Source organism: Ruegeria atlantica (genome assembly GCF_947495585.1).
In the GTDB taxonomy this organism is placed as follows: domain Bacteria; phylum Pseudomonadota; class Alphaproteobacteria; order Rhodobacterales; family Rhodobacteraceae; genus Ruegeria; species Ruegeria atlantica_G.
Map to the genome: position 1 here is coordinate 22726 of NZ_CANLZK010000007.1, position 16693 is coordinate 39418.

General features: G+C 56.2%; 16 protein-coding genes. 9 read left to right on the forward strand and 7 right to left on the reverse strand.

The features are described 5' to 3' along the window. Positions 1 to 72 precede the first annotated feature (72 nt). Entirely contained in the window at positions 73 to 666 is a 594-nt protein-coding gene (locus QMP16_RS13220; protein ID WP_282152756.1) for a TetR/AcrR family transcriptional regulator, read from the reverse strand. A 113-nt stretch (positions 667 to 779) separates the two neighbouring features. Here QMP16_RS13220 and QMP16_RS13225 point away from each other — a divergent pair, with 113 nt between their 5' ends. Continuing rightward, entirely contained in the window at positions 780 to 1481 is a 702-nt protein-coding gene (locus QMP16_RS13225; RefSeq protein ID WP_282152757.1) for a PspA/IM30 family protein, read from the forward strand. 47 nt (positions 1482 to 1528) lie between these two features. Then, positions 1529 to 1819, forward strand: coding sequence for a YiaA/YiaB family inner membrane protein (locus QMP16_RS13230; protein ID WP_113790425.1), 291 nt, complete (start codon positions 1529 to 1531; stop codon positions 1817 to 1819). On the opposite strand, the gene QMP16_RS13235 is transcribed toward QMP16_RS13230, so the two are convergent. From QMP16_RS13235 to QMP16_RS13260, 6 genes are all read right to left on the reverse strand, one after another. Continuing rightward, a complete protein-coding gene (locus tag QMP16_RS13235) occupies positions 1816 to 2790 on the reverse strand; it encodes a hypothetical protein (RefSeq protein ID WP_282152758.1) in 975 nt (324 codons plus the stop codon). The two genes, QMP16_RS13230 and QMP16_RS13235, sit on opposite strands and share 4 nt — an antisense overlap. Next, positions 2790 to 3896: a hypothetical protein gene (locus QMP16_RS13240; protein WP_282152759.1), complete on the reverse strand. Its 1107-nt coding sequence runs from the start codon at positions 3894 to 3896 to the stop codon at positions 2790 to 2792. The genes QMP16_RS13235 and QMP16_RS13240 overlap by 1 nt, the downstream gene beginning before the upstream one ends. Next, positions 3893 to 5077, reverse strand: coding sequence for a hypothetical protein (locus tag QMP16_RS13245; RefSeq protein ID WP_282152760.1), 1185 nt, complete (start codon positions 5075 to 5077; stop codon positions 3893 to 3895). The genes QMP16_RS13240 and QMP16_RS13245 overlap by 4 nt, the downstream gene beginning before the upstream one ends. Beyond that, positions 5074 to 5949 carry a ThiF family adenylyltransferase gene (locus QMP16_RS13250; RefSeq protein ID WP_282152761.1) on the reverse strand — a complete coding sequence of 292 codons (876 nt, stop codon included), beginning with the start codon at positions 5947 to 5949 and terminating at the stop codon, positions 5074 to 5076. The genes QMP16_RS13245 and QMP16_RS13250 overlap by 4 nt, the downstream gene beginning before the upstream one ends. Next, positions 5946 to 6869, reverse strand: a complete 924-nt coding sequence (locus QMP16_RS13255) for a hypothetical protein (RefSeq protein ID WP_282152762.1) — start codon at positions 6867 to 6869, stop codon at positions 5946 to 5948. Before QMP16_RS13255 ends, QMP16_RS13250 begins: the two co-directional genes overlap by 4 nt. Before the next feature lie 326 nt (positions 6870 to 7195). After that, positions 7196 to 7372 carry a hypothetical protein gene (locus QMP16_RS13260; RefSeq protein WP_282152763.1) on the reverse strand — a complete coding sequence of 59 codons (177 nt, stop codon included), beginning with the start codon at positions 7370 to 7372 and terminating at the stop codon, positions 7196 to 7198. A 479-nt stretch (positions 7373 to 7851) separates the two neighbouring features. Here QMP16_RS13260 and QMP16_RS13265 point away from each other — a divergent pair, with 479 nt between their 5' ends. From QMP16_RS13265 to QMP16_RS13295, 7 genes are all read left to right on the forward strand, one after another. Continuing rightward, positions 7852 to 8415 (forward strand): GbsR/MarR family transcriptional regulator, encoded by a 564-nt coding sequence (locus QMP16_RS13265; protein WP_113790432.1) that lies wholly within the window; start codon positions 7852 to 7854, stop codon positions 8413 to 8415. A 40-nt stretch (positions 8416 to 8455) separates the two neighbouring features. After that, entirely contained in the window at positions 8456 to 9157 is a 702-nt protein-coding gene (locus QMP16_RS13270) for a DUF4166 domain-containing protein (RefSeq protein ID WP_282152764.1), read from the forward strand. Beyond that, positions 9154 to 10326 (forward strand): saccharopine dehydrogenase family protein, encoded by a 1173-nt coding sequence (locus QMP16_RS13275; protein ID WP_282152765.1) that lies wholly within the window; start codon positions 9154 to 9156, stop codon positions 10324 to 10326. The genes QMP16_RS13270 and QMP16_RS13275 overlap by 4 nt, the downstream gene beginning before the upstream one ends. A 222-nt stretch (positions 10327 to 10548) precedes the next feature. Beyond that, complete coding sequence (gene xrtT, locus QMP16_RS13280) at positions 10549 to 12003, forward strand: exosortase T (RefSeq protein WP_282152766.1); 1455 nt, start codon at positions 10549 to 10551, stop codon at positions 12001 to 12003. Continuing rightward, complete coding sequence (locus tag QMP16_RS13285; protein WP_282152767.1) at positions 12000 to 14084, forward strand: VIT and vWA domain-containing protein; 2085 nt, start codon at positions 12000 to 12002, stop codon at positions 14082 to 14084. The genes xrtT and QMP16_RS13285 overlap by 4 nt, the downstream gene beginning before the upstream one ends. 153 nt (positions 14085 to 14237) lie before the next feature. Then, positions 14238 to 14921, forward strand: coding sequence for a response regulator transcription factor (locus QMP16_RS13290; protein WP_282152768.1), 684 nt, complete (start codon positions 14238 to 14240; stop codon positions 14919 to 14921). Continuing rightward, positions 14915 to 16471 (forward strand): ATP-binding protein, encoded by a 1557-nt coding sequence (locus tag QMP16_RS13295; RefSeq protein WP_282152769.1) that lies wholly within the window; start codon positions 14915 to 14917, stop codon positions 16469 to 16471. Before QMP16_RS13290 ends, QMP16_RS13295 begins: the two co-directional genes overlap by 7 nt. The last annotated feature ends 222 nt before the right edge of the window (positions 16472 to 16693 follow it).

The following is a 16693-nucleotide window of genomic DNA, read 5'->3' on the forward strand; positions in this document are numbered from 1 at the left end:
GTTTGGCAGCGTCGCAATGCGATGGCATTAATGTCAATTCCATATGCATCCAAATTCGGGAAATCGAAAAATCTACCCTGGCTGATACCCTTGCAGATATTGGGACATGAACTCGGACAATTCAGCTTGTACCGCATCCGGGTCCAACGCGACGAACCGACCTTCCAGCGATAGCTTTACTATGCCGTGCACGGCAGAAAACACAGTTCGTGCACGCGAAGCCAAGGTGTCGTCGTCCAACTGAGGGTTCAATTGCGATAACGGAGCGATGATCTCGGCGATGAGCACCGCGTGTTCCTCAAGGTGCCATTGCGGGACCGGTACGCCCGGCTGCATCCGGTGATCGAATAAAGCGGCCCATAGGTTTGGGTTCTCGGTACCGAAATCCAGGTAAGCCAACGCAAGTGCAAGCAGCTTTTCCTTGGGCGTCTCCTGCGATGCGGGGGCGTTTTGTAGTGAGACGTGCAAACGCGCCAGTGTGCGCGAGTTCACCGCCAGTATCAGAAGGTCCAGATCTTCAAACGCATTATAAAGACTGCCCAGCGCACACCCGGCATCTTTTGTGATGTCACGTGCGCGCAGCGCGGCCAAACCTTGCGATTCAATACGCTTTTCCGCAGCATCCAAGATCTTTTTCTTCAGAATTTCTCTTTTACTTTCTGCCACTTAATCCTCGCAAGCTCAGAATTTATGAACAATGTTCATTTTTATTGTTGAACGATGTTCAGAATCATCGCATAGTCACCCCATGAACAACGTTCATAAACGAGGAGCCAAAGATGTTCAAACAGTTTGCCACTTTGTTAAGAGGCCGTGCCTTTGAGGCGGCAACCGTTGTTACGGATCGTCACGCTCTGCCCATTTTACGTCAGCAAATCCGGGATTGCGCCCATGCCATTCAGGTGTCGCGCAAGGCGGTTGCCGTCGCAATGGCGCAGAACGAACAAGAGATCAAACAGCACAAAAGGTTGACCCAACAGATCGCAGACCTTGAAACGCGCACGCTGGATGCCTTGCAACAAGACCGCGAGGATCTGGCCCGGGACGCAGCCGAGACAATCGCCCATCTTGAAGCAGAGCGTGACGTGTCAACGCAGGCGCAAGCCCGGTTTGAAACCGAGATCAGCCGCCTACGCACTGTCCTGCGCGAGGCCGAAACCCGGCTAAGGCAGTTACAGCGTGGTCAGCGCCTTGCTACAGCCACGGACAAGACGCAGCGCCTTCAGCAAGTCGCGCCCGACAGTGGGTTGTCCACACTCCGCGAGGCGGAAGACACCTTGCAGCGTTTGCAAGAGCGTCAAAGCGAGATGGACGCCACCGCGCGCGCCATGACCGAGCTGGAAGCAACGGGTTCGGCCGAGCACATTCGCGACAAGTTGGCCGAAGCCGGGTGCGGCAAGCCTTTGCGGTCAAACGCTGACGACGTTCTCGATCGCCTGAAAAAGAAGGCCCAGAAATCCAACAAATCGAAATCGAGCTGACGCCCAAACCGAATTGAACCAACAGAGAAACTGAAAGGAATTGATCCATGAATACCGAAGAAAACCTGAACCTGCCGCAATCCAACGCCTGGAACATGTTCACCATTATTTCGTTCATTGTCGCGGCAGCGATGATGGCTGGCGGCATCTACTTCCTGGAAGCCAGCTTTGCGGCAAAAGGGTTCTACTCCATGTCCGCGTTGATGTTGGTACATACCACCGTTTCGATCACAAAAACCCTCCGCGACCGTGAGGAATCGCAACGTCTGCACAATCGGATTGAAGACGCAAAGACCGAGAAGCTGCTGAAAGAGGTGGGCGAGAACATCGCTGCCTAAACGATAACCTCGCGCACCGACAGGCGCTTTCGACTGGGGGTGGCACCGTTGGCGACCCCCAGTCTTAACGCGTTAAAGAGAACCCTGTCGGCTGGTATGGAAAAACGATCCGAAACAGCGGCGCGTGTAAGTGGGTCATCCGCTAGTGCCGCGGCAGGCCACCCCACCAACCCACGTGCGGTGGCTTGCAACCAGGACCGGTAAAACGCCCGGCCAGCCGCGACCATCGATTCATTTTCAGGCCAGTGAAACAGCGCGACTGCACCTGCACCACAGCTGCGCGCAGCCTCGCCCGACAGGTGCGGGCCGAGGCCCAGAAACGACAACATGTCATAAAGCCTGCCACCCAGAATGGTTGGTGCAAACCTTGCGGTAGCCGCATCCATTACAAGCACCTCTCGGTTTAGACCGTCGGTGTGATAGTTGGGATCGCCCTCGCGCAAGCGCACCCAGTGCAGTAACTCGGACCGAAAGTCCCTGGATCGCATGACACGGGCCGAGGCGATGTCGATTTGCCCGGCGAGCCATTCGATCTGGGACGCATCCTGAACCAATGTCATGTGGTCAGCGCGCCAATCCCGCAAGGTTTCTTGCGGTGAAGGGGCAAAACCCGCACGATGCGTCAGACGATTTGAAACTTCGTTGGCCAGTTCAACGTCACCAGTATCGGCGGTTGTCTTGAGGGCAATGCGGGCAATCATGCGCAATCCCGCCTCTACCGGCCCTTCTGACAAGGTTACGTCAGCACCAACTCCGCGCGCCGCCATGGCCAACACCGTGCCCTCGACCGCCGCACCACAGGAGACTTCCAGATCACGGTCGTCCGGATCACCAACAGGCAGGCGCCGCGACAGATCGGCATGGACCTCGATACACGCGCCATCCAGCCGCCATCGCGCTGGCTGCGTGTTATGCGCCGAAGGGGCAAGCATCGCCTGTGCAACAATTGCTTCAAATTCTGTGCGATCCACTACGTCAGCTCCTTGGAAAACAGGTGCAATCTGTGAAGCGGCACGGCTCCCGCCTTTTCGGTTTGGCGTAAACTGGCCGCGTTTTCGTCAGCAATCCACGTGCCGCCAACCGTTTTGTATCCGGCGGCCATCATGTCCCGTGTCATCTCGCTCAGCATCAATGGATTGATCGAACGACCCTGAAACTCGGGCATTACGCCCTGAAAGATGACCACTGCGCGGTCACGGCGGGCCTTGTATTTGAGGTAGTGATACGGCAACGACATGCGCGCCCGCGATCCGATCCGCCGGAGCAACGGGTTGAGATCGGGAATGGCAATCACCGCGCCCGCAGGTTGACCACGAAAATGCACAACCTTTGAAATCCGCGGGTCCATGATCCACTTCATGTCTTTGGCCTGAAAGTGGAACTCTTCCGCCGTCACCGGAACAAACATTGGGTTGTCTTTGAAGCTGCGGTTCAGAATGGCACGGGCGTTTTCTAGCCGCTCGGCGATGGTCGCACGGGTGACAGGCGCGAAAGAGAACCCTTGCTCTAACAATTGCGCGCGCTGCTCGTCGGGCAAAACCTGCGGGGCCGGGTTTGAGTCCAGACGCCGCTCGAACGTCGTCATCGGAAAGTGTGGCTGATATCCATTCGCCTCAAGCAGCCCTGGTAGGTGTGCAGGCCCCCAGATCTGATCGGTAAAAGGGGCCCGGTCAAAACCATCCGTCATGATCCCGGCCTGCTGCATCGCGGTCAGGTTGAAATTGCCGGTCAACCGGGTCATGCCTTTCGCGCGGGCCCAGTTTTCCGCCGCCTGCAGCAATCGCGCAGCGGCCTCGGGATCATTTGCGCAATCGAAAAAACCAAAGCATCCCCGCGCCTCATGATGCAGGTCGTTCGATCCCCGATGCAGATGGGCCGTGATGCGACCCACAGGCTTGCCTTGGCGTTTCACCGAGAAATAGGTGAAATCCGAAGAATCGGAAAACAACGGATTCTTGATCGACAGGAAACGTTTCAGATCCGCCTTCATGGGAGAAACATACGGAGTGTCGGCACCATAGGCGTGAAACGGGGCGGCGAAGAAACTTGCAAAATCCCGTTCGAGCAGCTCAATCATACTGGCCCCTCATGTAGCAAGACGCGCGCCATGCGCTGTACGGCGCGCAAGGCCGCACCGGTACTGTCCAGTGTCGCGATTTCAGGGCTGTTGAGCATGACCACCCGCATCGGGGTGCCGGACAGGAACACCGCATGTGTCGCATCAAAACGGGCGAACAGCCAATTGACCTGTTCGTCATCCGTTGCCCCCAGTTGTTGAACAGGTGTTGCGCTGAGGCTGACGCGCAAATCATCAAGATTCATGTCCATCAAATCTGCTTCTTCAACCAGTATCACGTCCGGAGATCCGGCAGCCCGGCGCAGCAATGTCAGGCTGGCTTGTGGTCCCTGCCCTTTGACATCGGCAATCTCGCGCAGGGCGATCAGCTGGCGATCCTCAATCCGCAAGGCAATCGCCGCCTGCCAAATTGCCAATAGCATGAGCGTGGACAAAATGATCGCCATTACCTGCACGCCAGACCGCATATCCACCGGCACAATCCCCGAAAAGATCAGCGGTAGCAGAACGGCCATGACAATAACGATGCCGAAACCTCTCAGCGTATCCCACGGCCGCAATCCGGAACGGTTCATCCCGATCGACAACCAGCACAATCCCAGCACGGCCACGCCACCCAGTCTGACCGGCAGGTCAAGCGCCGTACCTCGCATGAAATCTGTTGCCAGAAACGGCAGGATCAGCAGAAAGGACAGGCTTATCCAATTGATGGTTCTGTTTTCCGCCGATGACAGGCCTTCTTTGTCACGCCGCAACACGAACAGAGCGACGCCGCCCAAACCGAACAATTGAAACAGCAGTAGACCGGCCAGCCGGGTGATCTCGATACTGCTGAACTGGAAAAGACCCAACAGCCCGAAGATCACGCCCCCCCAAGCACAAAATTGTTTCAGCACCGGCGGCGCGTGGCGGCGCGTAAGCCCTTCGGACAGAACAAGTGCAGCCAAAGGAATCAGTGCCGCGCAGATATTTGTGACCGCCGAAAACAGCCAGCCCCAGCCGCCCCAGTGACCAACCCGCGCCAGCATCAGAACAACCAGAACCCACAAGCAGAATTGAAACCGTTTAGCGATTTCCGGCCTCTGCACCAGGTCCTGAAGATGCAGCAACACAGTTGCCGCACCCAGCGCCGCACAGAGCGAAACCCAGGCATCCGCCAGAAAAGCCGCAGTATCCATCATGACGCCAGCAACCTGTTCATCTGCCGTCGAACCAGCGGACGCATCAGCGCGGCAAGAAAGCGCGGTAAAGGCCGCTCAACCTTGCCAGTGTGTGGGTTCAGAAACCAACCGCGATAATCCGCGCCGTGCGGGCGGCCCAGAACAGACTGAAGCGCCTCTCCTCCCATCAATGTCCCCGCCATGATGACCATCGGCGCAAAGGACATGCGGCTGCGGGTTCCAGCAATCACCTCACCTGCCAGAGCCAGATCAACGTGATGCCGGGATGAGGAATGGGTCAGCACATATTCGGCCTCAGCTTTGGCCGCCGCATCCCGCAACTCGGGGGTCAGCGCGTTCCAGCTGGTGCCGCGTGTGGTGTAGCCCAGACGCTCCTCGGGCATGGGGTCGTCGGGGGTTGTGACATAGACTGACGGCAACGGGGACGCATAGGCATCGATCAACGCGCGCCCTTTGGCCCGCGCCGTGCGATATAACAGCAAGCTGGCACCAAGATCGTCGGTGCCATTGATCACGACATCCGCGCTTTGAACCAGACGATCCACATGGTCGGACCATTCCGCACCAAGCACCTCAATCTCAGCGTCGGGATTGATTTGTAGACACTGATCCCGCGTTGCCTGCGCTTTGTCCTGATCGACTGTCTTTAGCGTCGCAAAAAGCTGTCGGTTCAGGTTGGACACTTCGAATGCATCCAAATCGGCCAGGATCAACCGGCCTACCCCGGCGCGGATCAGGGTCATGATCGCACTGCCCCCCATTCCTCCGGTACCACAGACGAACACACAGGCGTTGCGCAGGTGTGATTGTTCATCCCCGGACACAAAACCGAGGTTGCGGGTGGTGAAGTCCTGATAGGTAAATTCCGTCATTTATTCTGCTCTCTTGGCCTGAGGATGCCGAATTCGTGCCGCGTGTCCGCCCATTGCCAAAGTGGCATCGCCAGTCGCTGCAAAACCGCAGCTATGACGGCAAGGGCGAGGGCAGCAACGGATCCGCGCGGAACTTCGCGCCCGACATAAGACAGGGCGGTCGGCATATCCATTTGCCCCAATTGCAGGATGTCATCGCCCCGATCATAATCGAGCTGGTTCTCACAGAACGCATTGACGACCTGATCCCGATGTTTCGGCGCATCCTCGAAGGTTTTCTTCAGATGATCCGACCCGCCGGTATAGGCGTTGGTGATCACAAAGCGGTCTTCGTCAAACCCTGCATCAGGTCCGACGCCGAAAACATGGCGGTGATCTTTCATGATACTTCGCGCCAAATGCAGATGAAGAAGACTGCGTCGGTTCTGCGGCCCCATCTGTGCCGTAGGAAAAACCCGGGCAAAGCCCTGACCAACCAGCCCCACAACTGCAGGGACTTGTGTCACATTCGAAACCCAAAGCGGGCGCATACCATTTCGAAACAAGAGCAGAACACAGGTCAGCCCATAGAGAACCCAGCTGAAGCCCTGGTTGCGAAGATCCGGATCAACCATGACCAATCCCAGATGCAACACCTGTTCGGACCGGTGCCCGAGATCGACATCCATCAGGGCCAAGGCATTGAAGGCAACAGGCGTATTGTCATCCCGGCGCGAAATCAGAGTGATTACCGAATGCCCAAGCCGGTCGCGATCCCCGGCGAAGACGCCATACGCCAGTTCCCCGGCAGGCAGCGTTTTCGACGCCACGCTCCGCAAATCCGCGACAAGGTTGTCCAGCTCCTCGCTCGGCATCCAGAGGCCGGGGCGTTCGACAATGCGTACGTGGTATCCACCCGGAATACCCAGACGAATATCCATGTAACGCTGTGAAGCCGCGTTAACTATGGCACTTATCAAATTCCGTTCCCGTTAATATCTGCTCAATTCCGGATCCGAACTATGTTTCGGTAAAGCCAACGTTTGAAATCAACCTTGCCTGCAGTCGCATCGCTTCGTCATCAACCGGTTTTTTTCTTTTCGGCGCAAGTCCTGAATTCCGCCAGCGTCCAACCAACTTCTCTTTCCGCCGTCAGCAAGGTGGTCGACATATCCGCCGCTTGTACCCCAGGATAGCAAAGGAAGTCGGCGGGGATGTTTCTGCCAAAGCCGAACGCCCGAATGTCACTTTTATTGTCGGGTCGCGCTCAAACCTCGCTACCCTGACAAAGTACAATTTGAGCATTGGGAGCTCCTTGAACCGGATAAAAAATTTCCCGGCTGTATCCCATTGCTTCATAGGTCTGCGAGACACTGCTAACCTGCCCTACCAATTCCAGCAACCCGAGTTTCGGATCGATGGTCTTTTCCGGAATGCTTGTCATTGATCGCCTCGCCTTGCTTGCGCACCAGAAGGGCGAAAATGTCAGATCAAGTTGTTTGCCTTGCACCCAAGACTACTGTCGGCTGGCTGTTTTGAAACGCGTCAAATCTTGCACAGATTGCGTGTCACCCGCGGGCGCTCCAAGCCGGTCGATCTGATCAAGCGAGCGTTCCGGTGCATCCACATGTTATTCTTTTGCGCGCCTGACCCTATCATTCAAGATCACTTGATAAAGCTCTTCGACGCCCATGTCGGTTGCTTTCCATGTCATTTCTTGTTGATGGCTGCCATACATATTCCTGAGATTTACCGGCGCAGGTTTTAACGCTGAACGGCTGCATGAATGCTATGAGGAGAAATCTCATTAAATCAGCTGTTCGATCGCCTTTGGACATTGGGCCGTCGCGCCAGCACGAGATTAGGTGTCATTGAATCAACAAAGGTCTTGATTTTCGCTCAATCTTATCTGATATTTCTGTCATGACAGAAATTTATGACATAACGAAATCAGACGCTGCAAGCCAGTTCATTCTCTATTGGGGTGATATGGGCAATCAATGGGGCGTCAATCGCTCTGTGGCGCAGATTCACGCGCTGCTTTATCTTAGCTCCAAACCCCTTAATGCCGAGCAGATCGCCGAGTCGTTGGGCATTGCGCGATCCAACGTGTCCAACTCGCTCAAAGAATTGGTGAGTTGGCGCCTCATTCGCCGCATTCCGGTGCCAGGCGACCGGCGCGAGCATTATGAGGCCGAAGTGGATGTCTGGGAAATGGGGATCCGCATCGCCCAAGGGCGCAAGGAACGCGAGATTGATCCGGCGACACAAGCCCTGCGCGCGTGCGTGGCCCAGGCTGAAACCGAAAGCAGTCTTGACCCAACAGCGTTGCGGCGCATGCAGGACATGCAAGAATTTCTGGCCACCGCCGATACGTGGTTCAGCGATATGCTTACTGTGCCCCGTCCGAAACTGGTAATGTTGATGAAAATGGGAACCAAAGTCGTTTCCCTGCTCAGCTTCACCGGAGGCAAAAAAAGCAGCTAAAAATTTGTCCCATAATTTCTCTTTTGACGGAAAAAACAGAATGATCGAAATTAGCAAAAAGATAGCGCCGCCAGGCCCGAAGCCGGCTCAACCGCAATCCGATGCGGTCAGCAGTCTGGATGATCGGTTCAAAAACTTGCTGGGGGCTTCGGCATGGTCTCGCCTGCCCAAAGCAATTCAGCGCCGGTTCAGCAAGCGTCTGCTGGGGGATGCCAGCCTTGCCTATCAGGGCCGCGTGACCCAAATGCGGATGAACCACGCAGGGCGTGCGCTGGCCTTTGCCCTGCGCGTGATCGGGGCACCGCTGCCGTTTGATCGCACCTCGGTCGGTCGATCCGCCGTGGTCACCGTCACCGAAGATGCGGCAACGGGCGGGCAGTTTTGGATCCGGCAATATGGTCGGGCGGCCGGGTTTCCACAGATGGTCGGCAGCTCAAAACGCTTTGCCGGGCCAACCGGATTGGAAGAATATATCGGCTTTGGGATCGGCATCTCGCTAAAGCTCGAAAGCACAGCGAACGGTCTCTATTTCGTCAGCGACCGTTACTTCCTTAAACTGGGGCAAAACCGACTGCCTCTGCCACGGTGGGTCTGTCCTGGGGGGCTTGTGGTGGGTCACGAAGAACTTGGGGGTGGACAGTTCCGGTTCACTCTGGAACTGATGCATCCGCTTTTTGGTCAGCTGATCTGGCAGGACGCAACCTTTCATGATGCTGAGGTTATCGGGAGTGTCCCGTCATGAAGGTCGTGATTATCGGCGGATACGGTGTTTTCGGATCCCTGACGGCCCGATTGCTGGCACGTGATGGGCATCAGCTTTGGCTGGCCGGGCGACACCCTGAAAAGGGCCGCGCTCTGGCTCAGGAACTCGGGGCACAAACCCTGAAGTTGGACATTGGCAAAGCACCAGAGGCCGTTTTCGACGTTAAGCCAGACGTTGTGATTGAAGCGGCAGGACCGTTCCAACACTATGGTGATGATTCGTATAAAGTCCCGAAACTCTGTATCGCTCATGGCTGCCACTATCTTGATCTGTCTGACAGCGCCAAGTTCACGAAGGGTATTGGTGCTTTGAACACCGAAGCAACAACCGCAGGTGTTTTTGCCCTTTCCGGTGCGTCCAGCGTACCCGGTCTGTCTTCCTGTATCGTCGAAGACTTGATCGAAGATCTGGATGAAGTTGATGTTATCGACATCGCAATCCTGCCAGGTAACCGGGCACCGCGAGGCATGTCCGTTATCAAGAGTATTGTCAGCGGTGTCGGACGGCGGCATCAGGTGTGGCGCAATGGTGCCTGGGAAACAACTAGCGGATGGACGGATCGCAAGTTGTATGAGTTGGAACCGGGTATGAGGCGCGCCGGATACAGCGTCGACGTTCCCGACATCGCACTGCTGCCGGAAAAGACAGGCGCGAAGAGCGTCATGTTTCGTGCGGGTCTGGAACTTCCGTTGATGAACTGGGCATTACATCTGCTGGCTAAACTCAGGCAGTACGGGCACTTTGAATTACCGGCCATTGCCTATTCTGCGCTCTACGTTCTTTCAAAAGCGCTTTATGCCTTCGGAAGTGACCGAGGCGGTATGCAGGTAAGTGTTTCCGGCAAGCGCGCCGGGCAGAGCCTGACCCGAAAATGGAAGCTGATCGCGGAAAAGGGGCACGGTCCTTTTGTTCCCGGTGTCATGTGCCGCGCGATCCTGCGAGAACATGACAACGTGAATGCTGGTGCGCGACCCTGCCTGGCAGAGCTGACAAGGCCCCTGGTTGAAGGCGCAATGGCGGATCTGGAAATTCGTACTGAGATCGTCGACTTGAAGGATCATGGCACAACTGACCCAAGAGGCGACGTGCAAAAGAGCAAACGCTCAGGCAATTCGGACAGGCAGCGCCTAAACACAGCAGCACCTTGAAAGAACCTGAACTCGAATCAAAAACGGCAAATAGTGGCGTTTTGCGATACGCCATACAGTTCACTTAATTCAAGATTTGACGCATTGGCTAATAGGCTGGTCCGCAACCTTGTATTTCAGCCTAGATAACAATCGCGGCAAGGACCTCAGCTAAGAGGACCTCATCAAAATCTGCACATCTTGGGCAGGGGAACTGCGCATTCACCCGTCACTTCTGGCGGCATGAAACACTTGACCGCAGATACGCTGGCATGGGGCGCCTTCGCGATTGCCTCTGCAATTCTGGCCGCGCAACCTTTGCAATGGCTTGTTCGAAGCTGGCTTAGCCCGGCTTATGGGTCTTTTGGGTATGTCTATGTCCTACTGATTTTGAGCCTGGCCGGGATGAGCTTGCTGAGCGGCCGCCGGAAAGAGGCAGGCTCTGACGTTCCAGCGATTGCCTTGTTGCTCTTGGCGGCTTTGATCCGGTTTCTGGGGCAGGTTTTGGCGATCAATATTCTCAGCGCTCTTGCGCTTGCTTTGGATGTTTTTGCGCTGGTCGGGTTGCTGCAGCTGAATCGGCGCCCTTTTGCGCTGTCGCCGTTTTGGATGGCCACGCTGTTCTTGTTTTCCTTGCCGACCGAAATGGTCTTGCAGCGCACACTTGGGTTCCCGTTGCAGATGGTTTCCGCGGAACTGTCCTGCCACATGCTCAGTGCACTGTTCTCGAATGTTGTCTGCGACGGCGTGCGCATCACCTTGGAACAGAGAGATATTCTGGTGGACTTGCCGTGTTCCGGAGCCTCGGGGCTTTTGCTGTCGCTGGCCTTCGTGGTTACGCAGAACGCAGTTATGCGCCCGCGATGGCATGTCGGTGGCCTTAGCCTGTTGGCCGTGATCGGATGCGCCACCTTGGGCAATAGCCTGCGCATTTCGCTGCTGGCGATTGGGCTTGCACGTGGTCTGGATGTTATGGCCGAGCCTTGGCACAGCCTTATCGGGGTGGTGACCCTTGGCCTGACAGTTGCGCCTTTTGCCTTGTTCTATCGGCCCCGCACCAGAAACACGCACAAAAGCCACGCACATCCCAAGCAGTTCATTCTGCCCAAACCCATCAGGGCACTGGCGGGGTTTGCATGCCTGATCGGCAGCATTGCGATCGTGTCTCTCAAGGCAAACCCAGTGGATGTTTCAGGCAGTGTCGTAACTCCGAATCTGCCCGCACAAATCCAAGGATATCTGGGGCAGAAAGTGCCCCTGACACAGATGGAAGCTTATTACTTCGAAGCCTATGGCGGACACGCGCAAAAGGCTCAATTCGGTCCACTGGGGCTGAATGTGGTCAGCACGCGCGCGCCGCTGCGACATCTGCACGCCCCTGAAATCTGCCTGCGGGGTCTTGGCTACAAGGTTCGGTTTCTGGGCACACGCTATGACGGCGCGCCCAGCGCCTATTACCGGGCCACCGGCCCGGACGGGGACCAATGGCTGGTTGCGGTTAGCTACGTCTCACAAAACGGGCAAGTCACACCCAGCGTGGGCGAAGCGATCTGGCGCTGGCTGAACGGATCAGGCGGCACCTGGAGCAGCGTGCAAAGGATAACCCCATGGGCCTTAGACACGAGCTTGCGCGCCCAACTCGACGCTGCCGCGATTGCAGCGCTCGACATACACACAATCAAAGGAACGGACATATGATACGGCATTTTGCTTTTGTTTTTCTGCTATTCCCCGCGGCTGCGTACGCCCAACCCGAAGACGACATCGCGGGTCGATTGATCGGCAATGGAACGGCTGGTCAATTGGACCTGCCCCTGCTGAAATCAGACCTTTCCGTTGATATTCAGGGCGATATGGCAACCGTTCAGGTGCGGCAGGTGTTCATAAACCCGTCGGACGGTCCGATGTCGGCGGAGTATCTGTTCCCCCTCAACCAAAAAGCCGCCGTCTACGCGATGCAGATGCAGGTGGGCGACGAAGTTATTGAGGCGCAGATCCAACAAAAGCACGAGGCCGAACAAACCTTTGAGATAGCAAAGCAAGAGGGCAAAGCCGCTGCCCTTTTGACCCAGCATCGTCCCAACATGTTCACGCAGAACGTCGCCAATCTGATGCCGGGGCAGCCGATTACTGTGACGCTGAGTTATGTGCAGGCCGTCCCTAAGATAGACGAGGCTTTTGAGCTGGTACTCCCTCTGATCGTCGGGCCGCGCTATCAAGGGGCGGTGAATTTTGACCAAACGTCTCAGGGCGTTGAGTTGGCTGATTTCCATAGTGAAGAACCGGTCACTTCTACCGTAACCGAAGTCGATGGCTGGACGGTTTCCGAGCTACCGCAATACCCTCTGGTTCCGCGCCTGACGAACCCCGATACAATTGAACCCGCTCGGGTCTCGCTGAACCTCAATCTGCGCGGAGCAGTTCCCGTTTCCAATCTGACAAGCGCCACGCATGATCTGCAAGTCCAGGAGACAGAGGGGGTAATCAGCGCCTCTTTTAAGCACGGGCGGGTGATCGACAACCGCGATCTTGTTCTGCGCTACGTGCTTGGTGGTGATGAAGCGACAGCCGGAGTGCTGGCCCACCATGATGACCGGGGTGGCTTTGTATCGGTGCTGGTTGAGCCTCCAAAAATCCCGCAGTCGGATCAGATAACTGCACGAGAGCTGGTCTTTGTGCTGGACACCTCGGGATCAATGGGCGGCGCGCCTTTGGATGCCAGCAAGCGGTTTATGGAGGCCGCGTTGAAAGGTCTGCGCCCCGAGGATTATTTCCGCGTGATCCGGTTTTCCTCAGGCGCGTCCGAGTTCGCGTCCCAAGCCGTTCCTGCCACACGCAGTAACATCCAGTCCGGTTTGCGCTACGTGCGCAGTCTACGCGCCGGGGGTGGTACAGAAATCGACAACGCAATCCGTCATGCCTTTGCAACGCGGCAACCTGCCGACACATTGCGCATCGTCGTCTTCCTTAGCGATGGGTATATTGGGCAGGAATCCCGCGTGTTGCGCACAATCCGGCAACAGATCGGCGATGCGCGTATCTATGCCTTTGGCGTGGGTACTGCAGTAAACCGCTATCTGTTGGACGCGATGGCCGAAGAGGGGCGCGGTTATGCCCGCTACGTTGATCCGACCCAGCACGCCTCGGATGTCGCCGACACACTGGCCCGGGATCTGAAATCGCCGGTGCTGACGGATGTGTCCATTGATTGGGGCGGGTTGAATGTCACCGAAGTGGTGCCACAACATATTCCCGACCTGTTCGATGGCGGCTCAATCCGGGTTATGGCTCGGTACAAAGGTGGCGGGCCTGCGGACATCACGATCAATGGCCTGGTGCAAGGTAGAAAAGCACAGATGCCACTCTCGACAGTCCTGCCAACAGAATCCGGTCCAGAAAGTGATACGCATCAGGGCACTGCGATCCCACTGACCTGGGCACGTTCCAAAATTGCAGATCTTGACCGCGCCATGGCGGTGCAGGCTGGCGATCCCAGAAAGATTGAAGCGCAAATCACCGATCTAGGGCTGAAATTCAATCTTCAGACGCAGTTCACCTCATTTGTTGCGGTTTCAAAAATGGTCGTAAACCCCGACGACGCGCCAACAGATACCAAGCCGGTGGCCTTGCCGCAGGTGGCGGGCGTTGGCCCAGCAGCATATCCCAAAACAGCGTTCAGCGGGTCTTCGACGCCTGAGCCTCAAACGATTTTCGGACTGATTATGCTGATGGCTTTGGGCGCGCTGCGCCTGAACCGAGGCCGGCGGGTTTCGGCATGAGAGCGATACCCTACAAACTGCGCACCGATGCCTGGTGGCTGGGGGATGATTTCACCTGGCGCAGACAACTGGTGCAAGCTCCACTTGACCCGGACAATGGCTGTATGATCTCTGATCGTGACTTCGGTAATATTTCGACGGCGGACGCATACAGTGAACAACATCCTAATCGTAGATGATGATGCCCGTATTCGCGATGTCGTACGCTTTGCGCTGGAAGATTCCGGCTTTCGAACAACCGAAGCATCCACTGGTCAGGACGCATTGGAGGTTTTTAGCAATACCCCGGCCGATCTGGTCGTGCTGGATATCGGAATGCCCGAAATGGATGGGTTGGAGGCCTGCCGGGAATTGCGCAAAAGCTCAACCGTGCCGATCCTGTTTCTGACGGCACGAGATGATGAGATTGACCGCATTCTGGGGTTTCAGCTTGGTGGCGATGACTATGTCACCAAACCCTTCAGCCCGCGCGAACTGGTGCTGCGGATCAAGGCCATCCTTGCCCGCTCGGCCGACACAAAATCGCCCGACGTCGTGACGGTCTTTCAGGATCTGCAACTGGATCATAGCGCGCATCGCTGCACCCTTGCCGAGGCCGAGGTCCAGCTGACCGGGATCGAATTCGCGGTCTTGTCGATCCTGGCCAAAACACCAAGCCGCGTCTATGCGCGCGCGCAACTGATCGAGCTAGTTTACGGCCACAACACCTATCTGTCTGGTCGCACGGTGGATAGCCATATCCGTAATATCCGTCAGAAGGCGCGCACTTTGGGATATCCAGATTTGATTCAAACCGTGCACGGGGTCGGGGTGAAGCTGGGCGTTTGCCAGTGCTGACCGTAACGCAAAAATGGCGACCGCCGCTTGCGCTGGTGATTTCGCTGGTCTGCATCGCCCTTGTGACCCTTCCGATCATTGGTGTTTTGGGTGCCCGCCTGTCCAGCAACCAGTTTGCACGCGAAACCGAACGCAGTCTTTTGTCTCAGGCCGTTATCTTTGCCGAAATCTATGCCACGGCCTTTTCTGAGATCCAGGCCGCACCCGATGTCGGCCACAGTTTGTCCACTGAGCAGATGGAACGCCTTACTCAGGACTTTCATCCCATCCCAGCCAGTTTGGACCTGTTTCGCGGTCAGGTCTCGCCGCCGCGTCCCGACCCGGTTTCAAGTGATGAACCGCTGGACGCGCCGTATTCGGAGATCTCGCAATCACTGTCACAGCTGGCGAGGTCGGCTAAGAAAACCACTCTGTCGGGGTATGTTTTCATGGATCACTCTGGGCGGATCATCGCCAGCAGTGGATCAGCCAGCGGGTCTTTTCTGCATGTACCCGAAGTGTCGCAAGCGCTGCATGGTGAAACCGTTTCATTGCTGCGGCACCGGAATGACACATCCAAGCGGCACCTGCTGAACTCGATCAGTCGCGATACCTCATACCGCGTGTTTGTCGCCCACCCGGTGGTGTTGAATGACAGGGTCATCGGGGCCGTTTACCTGTCGCGCACGCCAATGGACCTTCGAAAATTCCTGTTTCAGGAACGGTTCACGCTTGGCTCTGTCGTGGTGTTCATGCTGGTGTCTGCAGCTGTGGTCGGTTGGATGATGTGGCGGCTGATCTCGAAGCCAATTCGCGATCTCAGCTGTCAAAGCCAAGATGTCGCCAGCGGATTGAAACCGATCCCCGATCCCGTGCAGCACTATGGCGTGAAGGAACTGGCGGAACTGGGTAACAACGTCGTTTCGATGGCTGCAACCTTATCAGAGCGGTCGACTGCGATCGAGACTTACACAAGCCACGTAACCCATGAGTTGAAATCGCCGGTCACGGCAATTTTGGGTGCGGCAGAGCTGTTGTCTGATGGGCCGTCAGCGGTATCCGGTGATCGCAACCAGAAACTGGTTCATAACATTCAGCAAGAAGGTCTGCGTATGAACGCCTTGCTGGGCCGTCTTCGTGAACTGGCCCGGGCCAGTATTCGAACTGACCCAACCCCAACGTCACTGGTGGATATGGTCCAGGCGGCGTCTGCCGTGTTTTCAGAAAAGGTTGTCGAGTTGCACGCGCCGCCAGAAACGTACCTGCCTTTGTCCAAAGATCAGGGCCATATCGTTCTGCATCACCTTCTTCAAAACGCGTTTCAACACGGCGCAACACGTGTCGACATCAGTTTTGACGCGGCTTCAAACAGCCTGATCGTTTCCGACAATGGTGCGGGCATTTCCCCGCGAAACAGTGCACGCATCACAGAACCATTCTTCACAACCAGACGGGACCAAGGCGGCACTGGTTTGGGCCTATCCATTGTTACCGCTGTTTTGAAACAGGCAGGTGTAGCGATTGAAACAATGACCCCAAAGCAAGGCGCCAGTTTTCGGATCAAGTTTTGAACCTTTGCTGGAAACAGTTCGCAGAATAGCTTTGAGACACTTGAGAGAAAAACGTCGCTATTCGTTTCACCTGCACTTGGCAAAAGCGGTGCTACTTCATGCATCTCCACATCATTAAGCGACTACGAACCAGTTGGAGGGGCGTTGAGTTCAAGACCAACAGCCACATTCAACACAATAGTGAACTTAAGAGCGGTGGGAAGTGAGGCCTATAGAAAGATG

Bases quoted from the DNA above. Each gene is read 5' to 3' on its own strand.
- QMP16_RS13225 (WP_282152757.1), top strand. From the start codon at position 780: ATGTTCAAACAGTTTGCCACTTTGTTAAGAGGCCGTGCCTTTGAGGCG.
- QMP16_RS13230 (WP_113790425.1), top strand. From the start codon at position 1,529: ATGAATACCGAAGAAAACCTGAACCTGCCGCAATCCAACGCCTGGAAC.
- QMP16_RS13240 (WP_282152759.1), bottom strand. From the start codon at position 3,896: ATGATTGAGCTGCTCGAACGGGATTTTGCAAGTTTCTTCGCCGCCCCG.
- QMP16_RS13245 (WP_282152760.1), bottom strand. From the start codon at position 5,077: ATGATGGATACTGCGGCTTTTCTGGCGGATGCCTGGGTTTCGCTCTGT.
- QMP16_RS13250 (WP_282152761.1), bottom strand. From the start codon at position 5,949: ATGACGGAATTTACCTATCAGGACTTCACCACCCGCAACCTCGGTTTT.
- QMP16_RS13255 (WP_282152762.1), bottom strand. From the start codon at position 6,869: ATGGATATTCGTCTGGGTATTCCGGGTGGATACCACGTACGCATTGTC.
- QMP16_RS13260 (WP_282152763.1), bottom strand. From the start codon at position 7,372: ATGACAAGCATTCCGGAAAAGACCATCGATCCGAAACTCGGGTTGCTG.
- QMP16_RS13265 (WP_113790432.1), top strand. From the start codon at position 7,852: ATGACAGAAATTTATGACATAACGAAATCAGACGCTGCAAGCCAGTTC.
- QMP16_RS13270 (WP_282152764.1), top strand. From the start codon at position 8,456: ATGATCGAAATTAGCAAAAAGATAGCGCCGCCAGGCCCGAAGCCGGCT.
- QMP16_RS13275 (WP_282152765.1), top strand. From the start codon at position 9,154: ATGAAGGTCGTGATTATCGGCGGATACGGTGTTTTCGGATCCCTGACG.
- xrtT (WP_282152766.1), top strand. From the start codon at position 10,549: ATGAAACACTTGACCGCAGATACGCTGGCATGGGGCGCCTTCGCGATT.
- QMP16_RS13285 (WP_282152767.1), top strand. From the start codon at position 12,000: ATGATACGGCATTTTGCTTTTGTTTTTCTGCTATTCCCCGCGGCTGCG.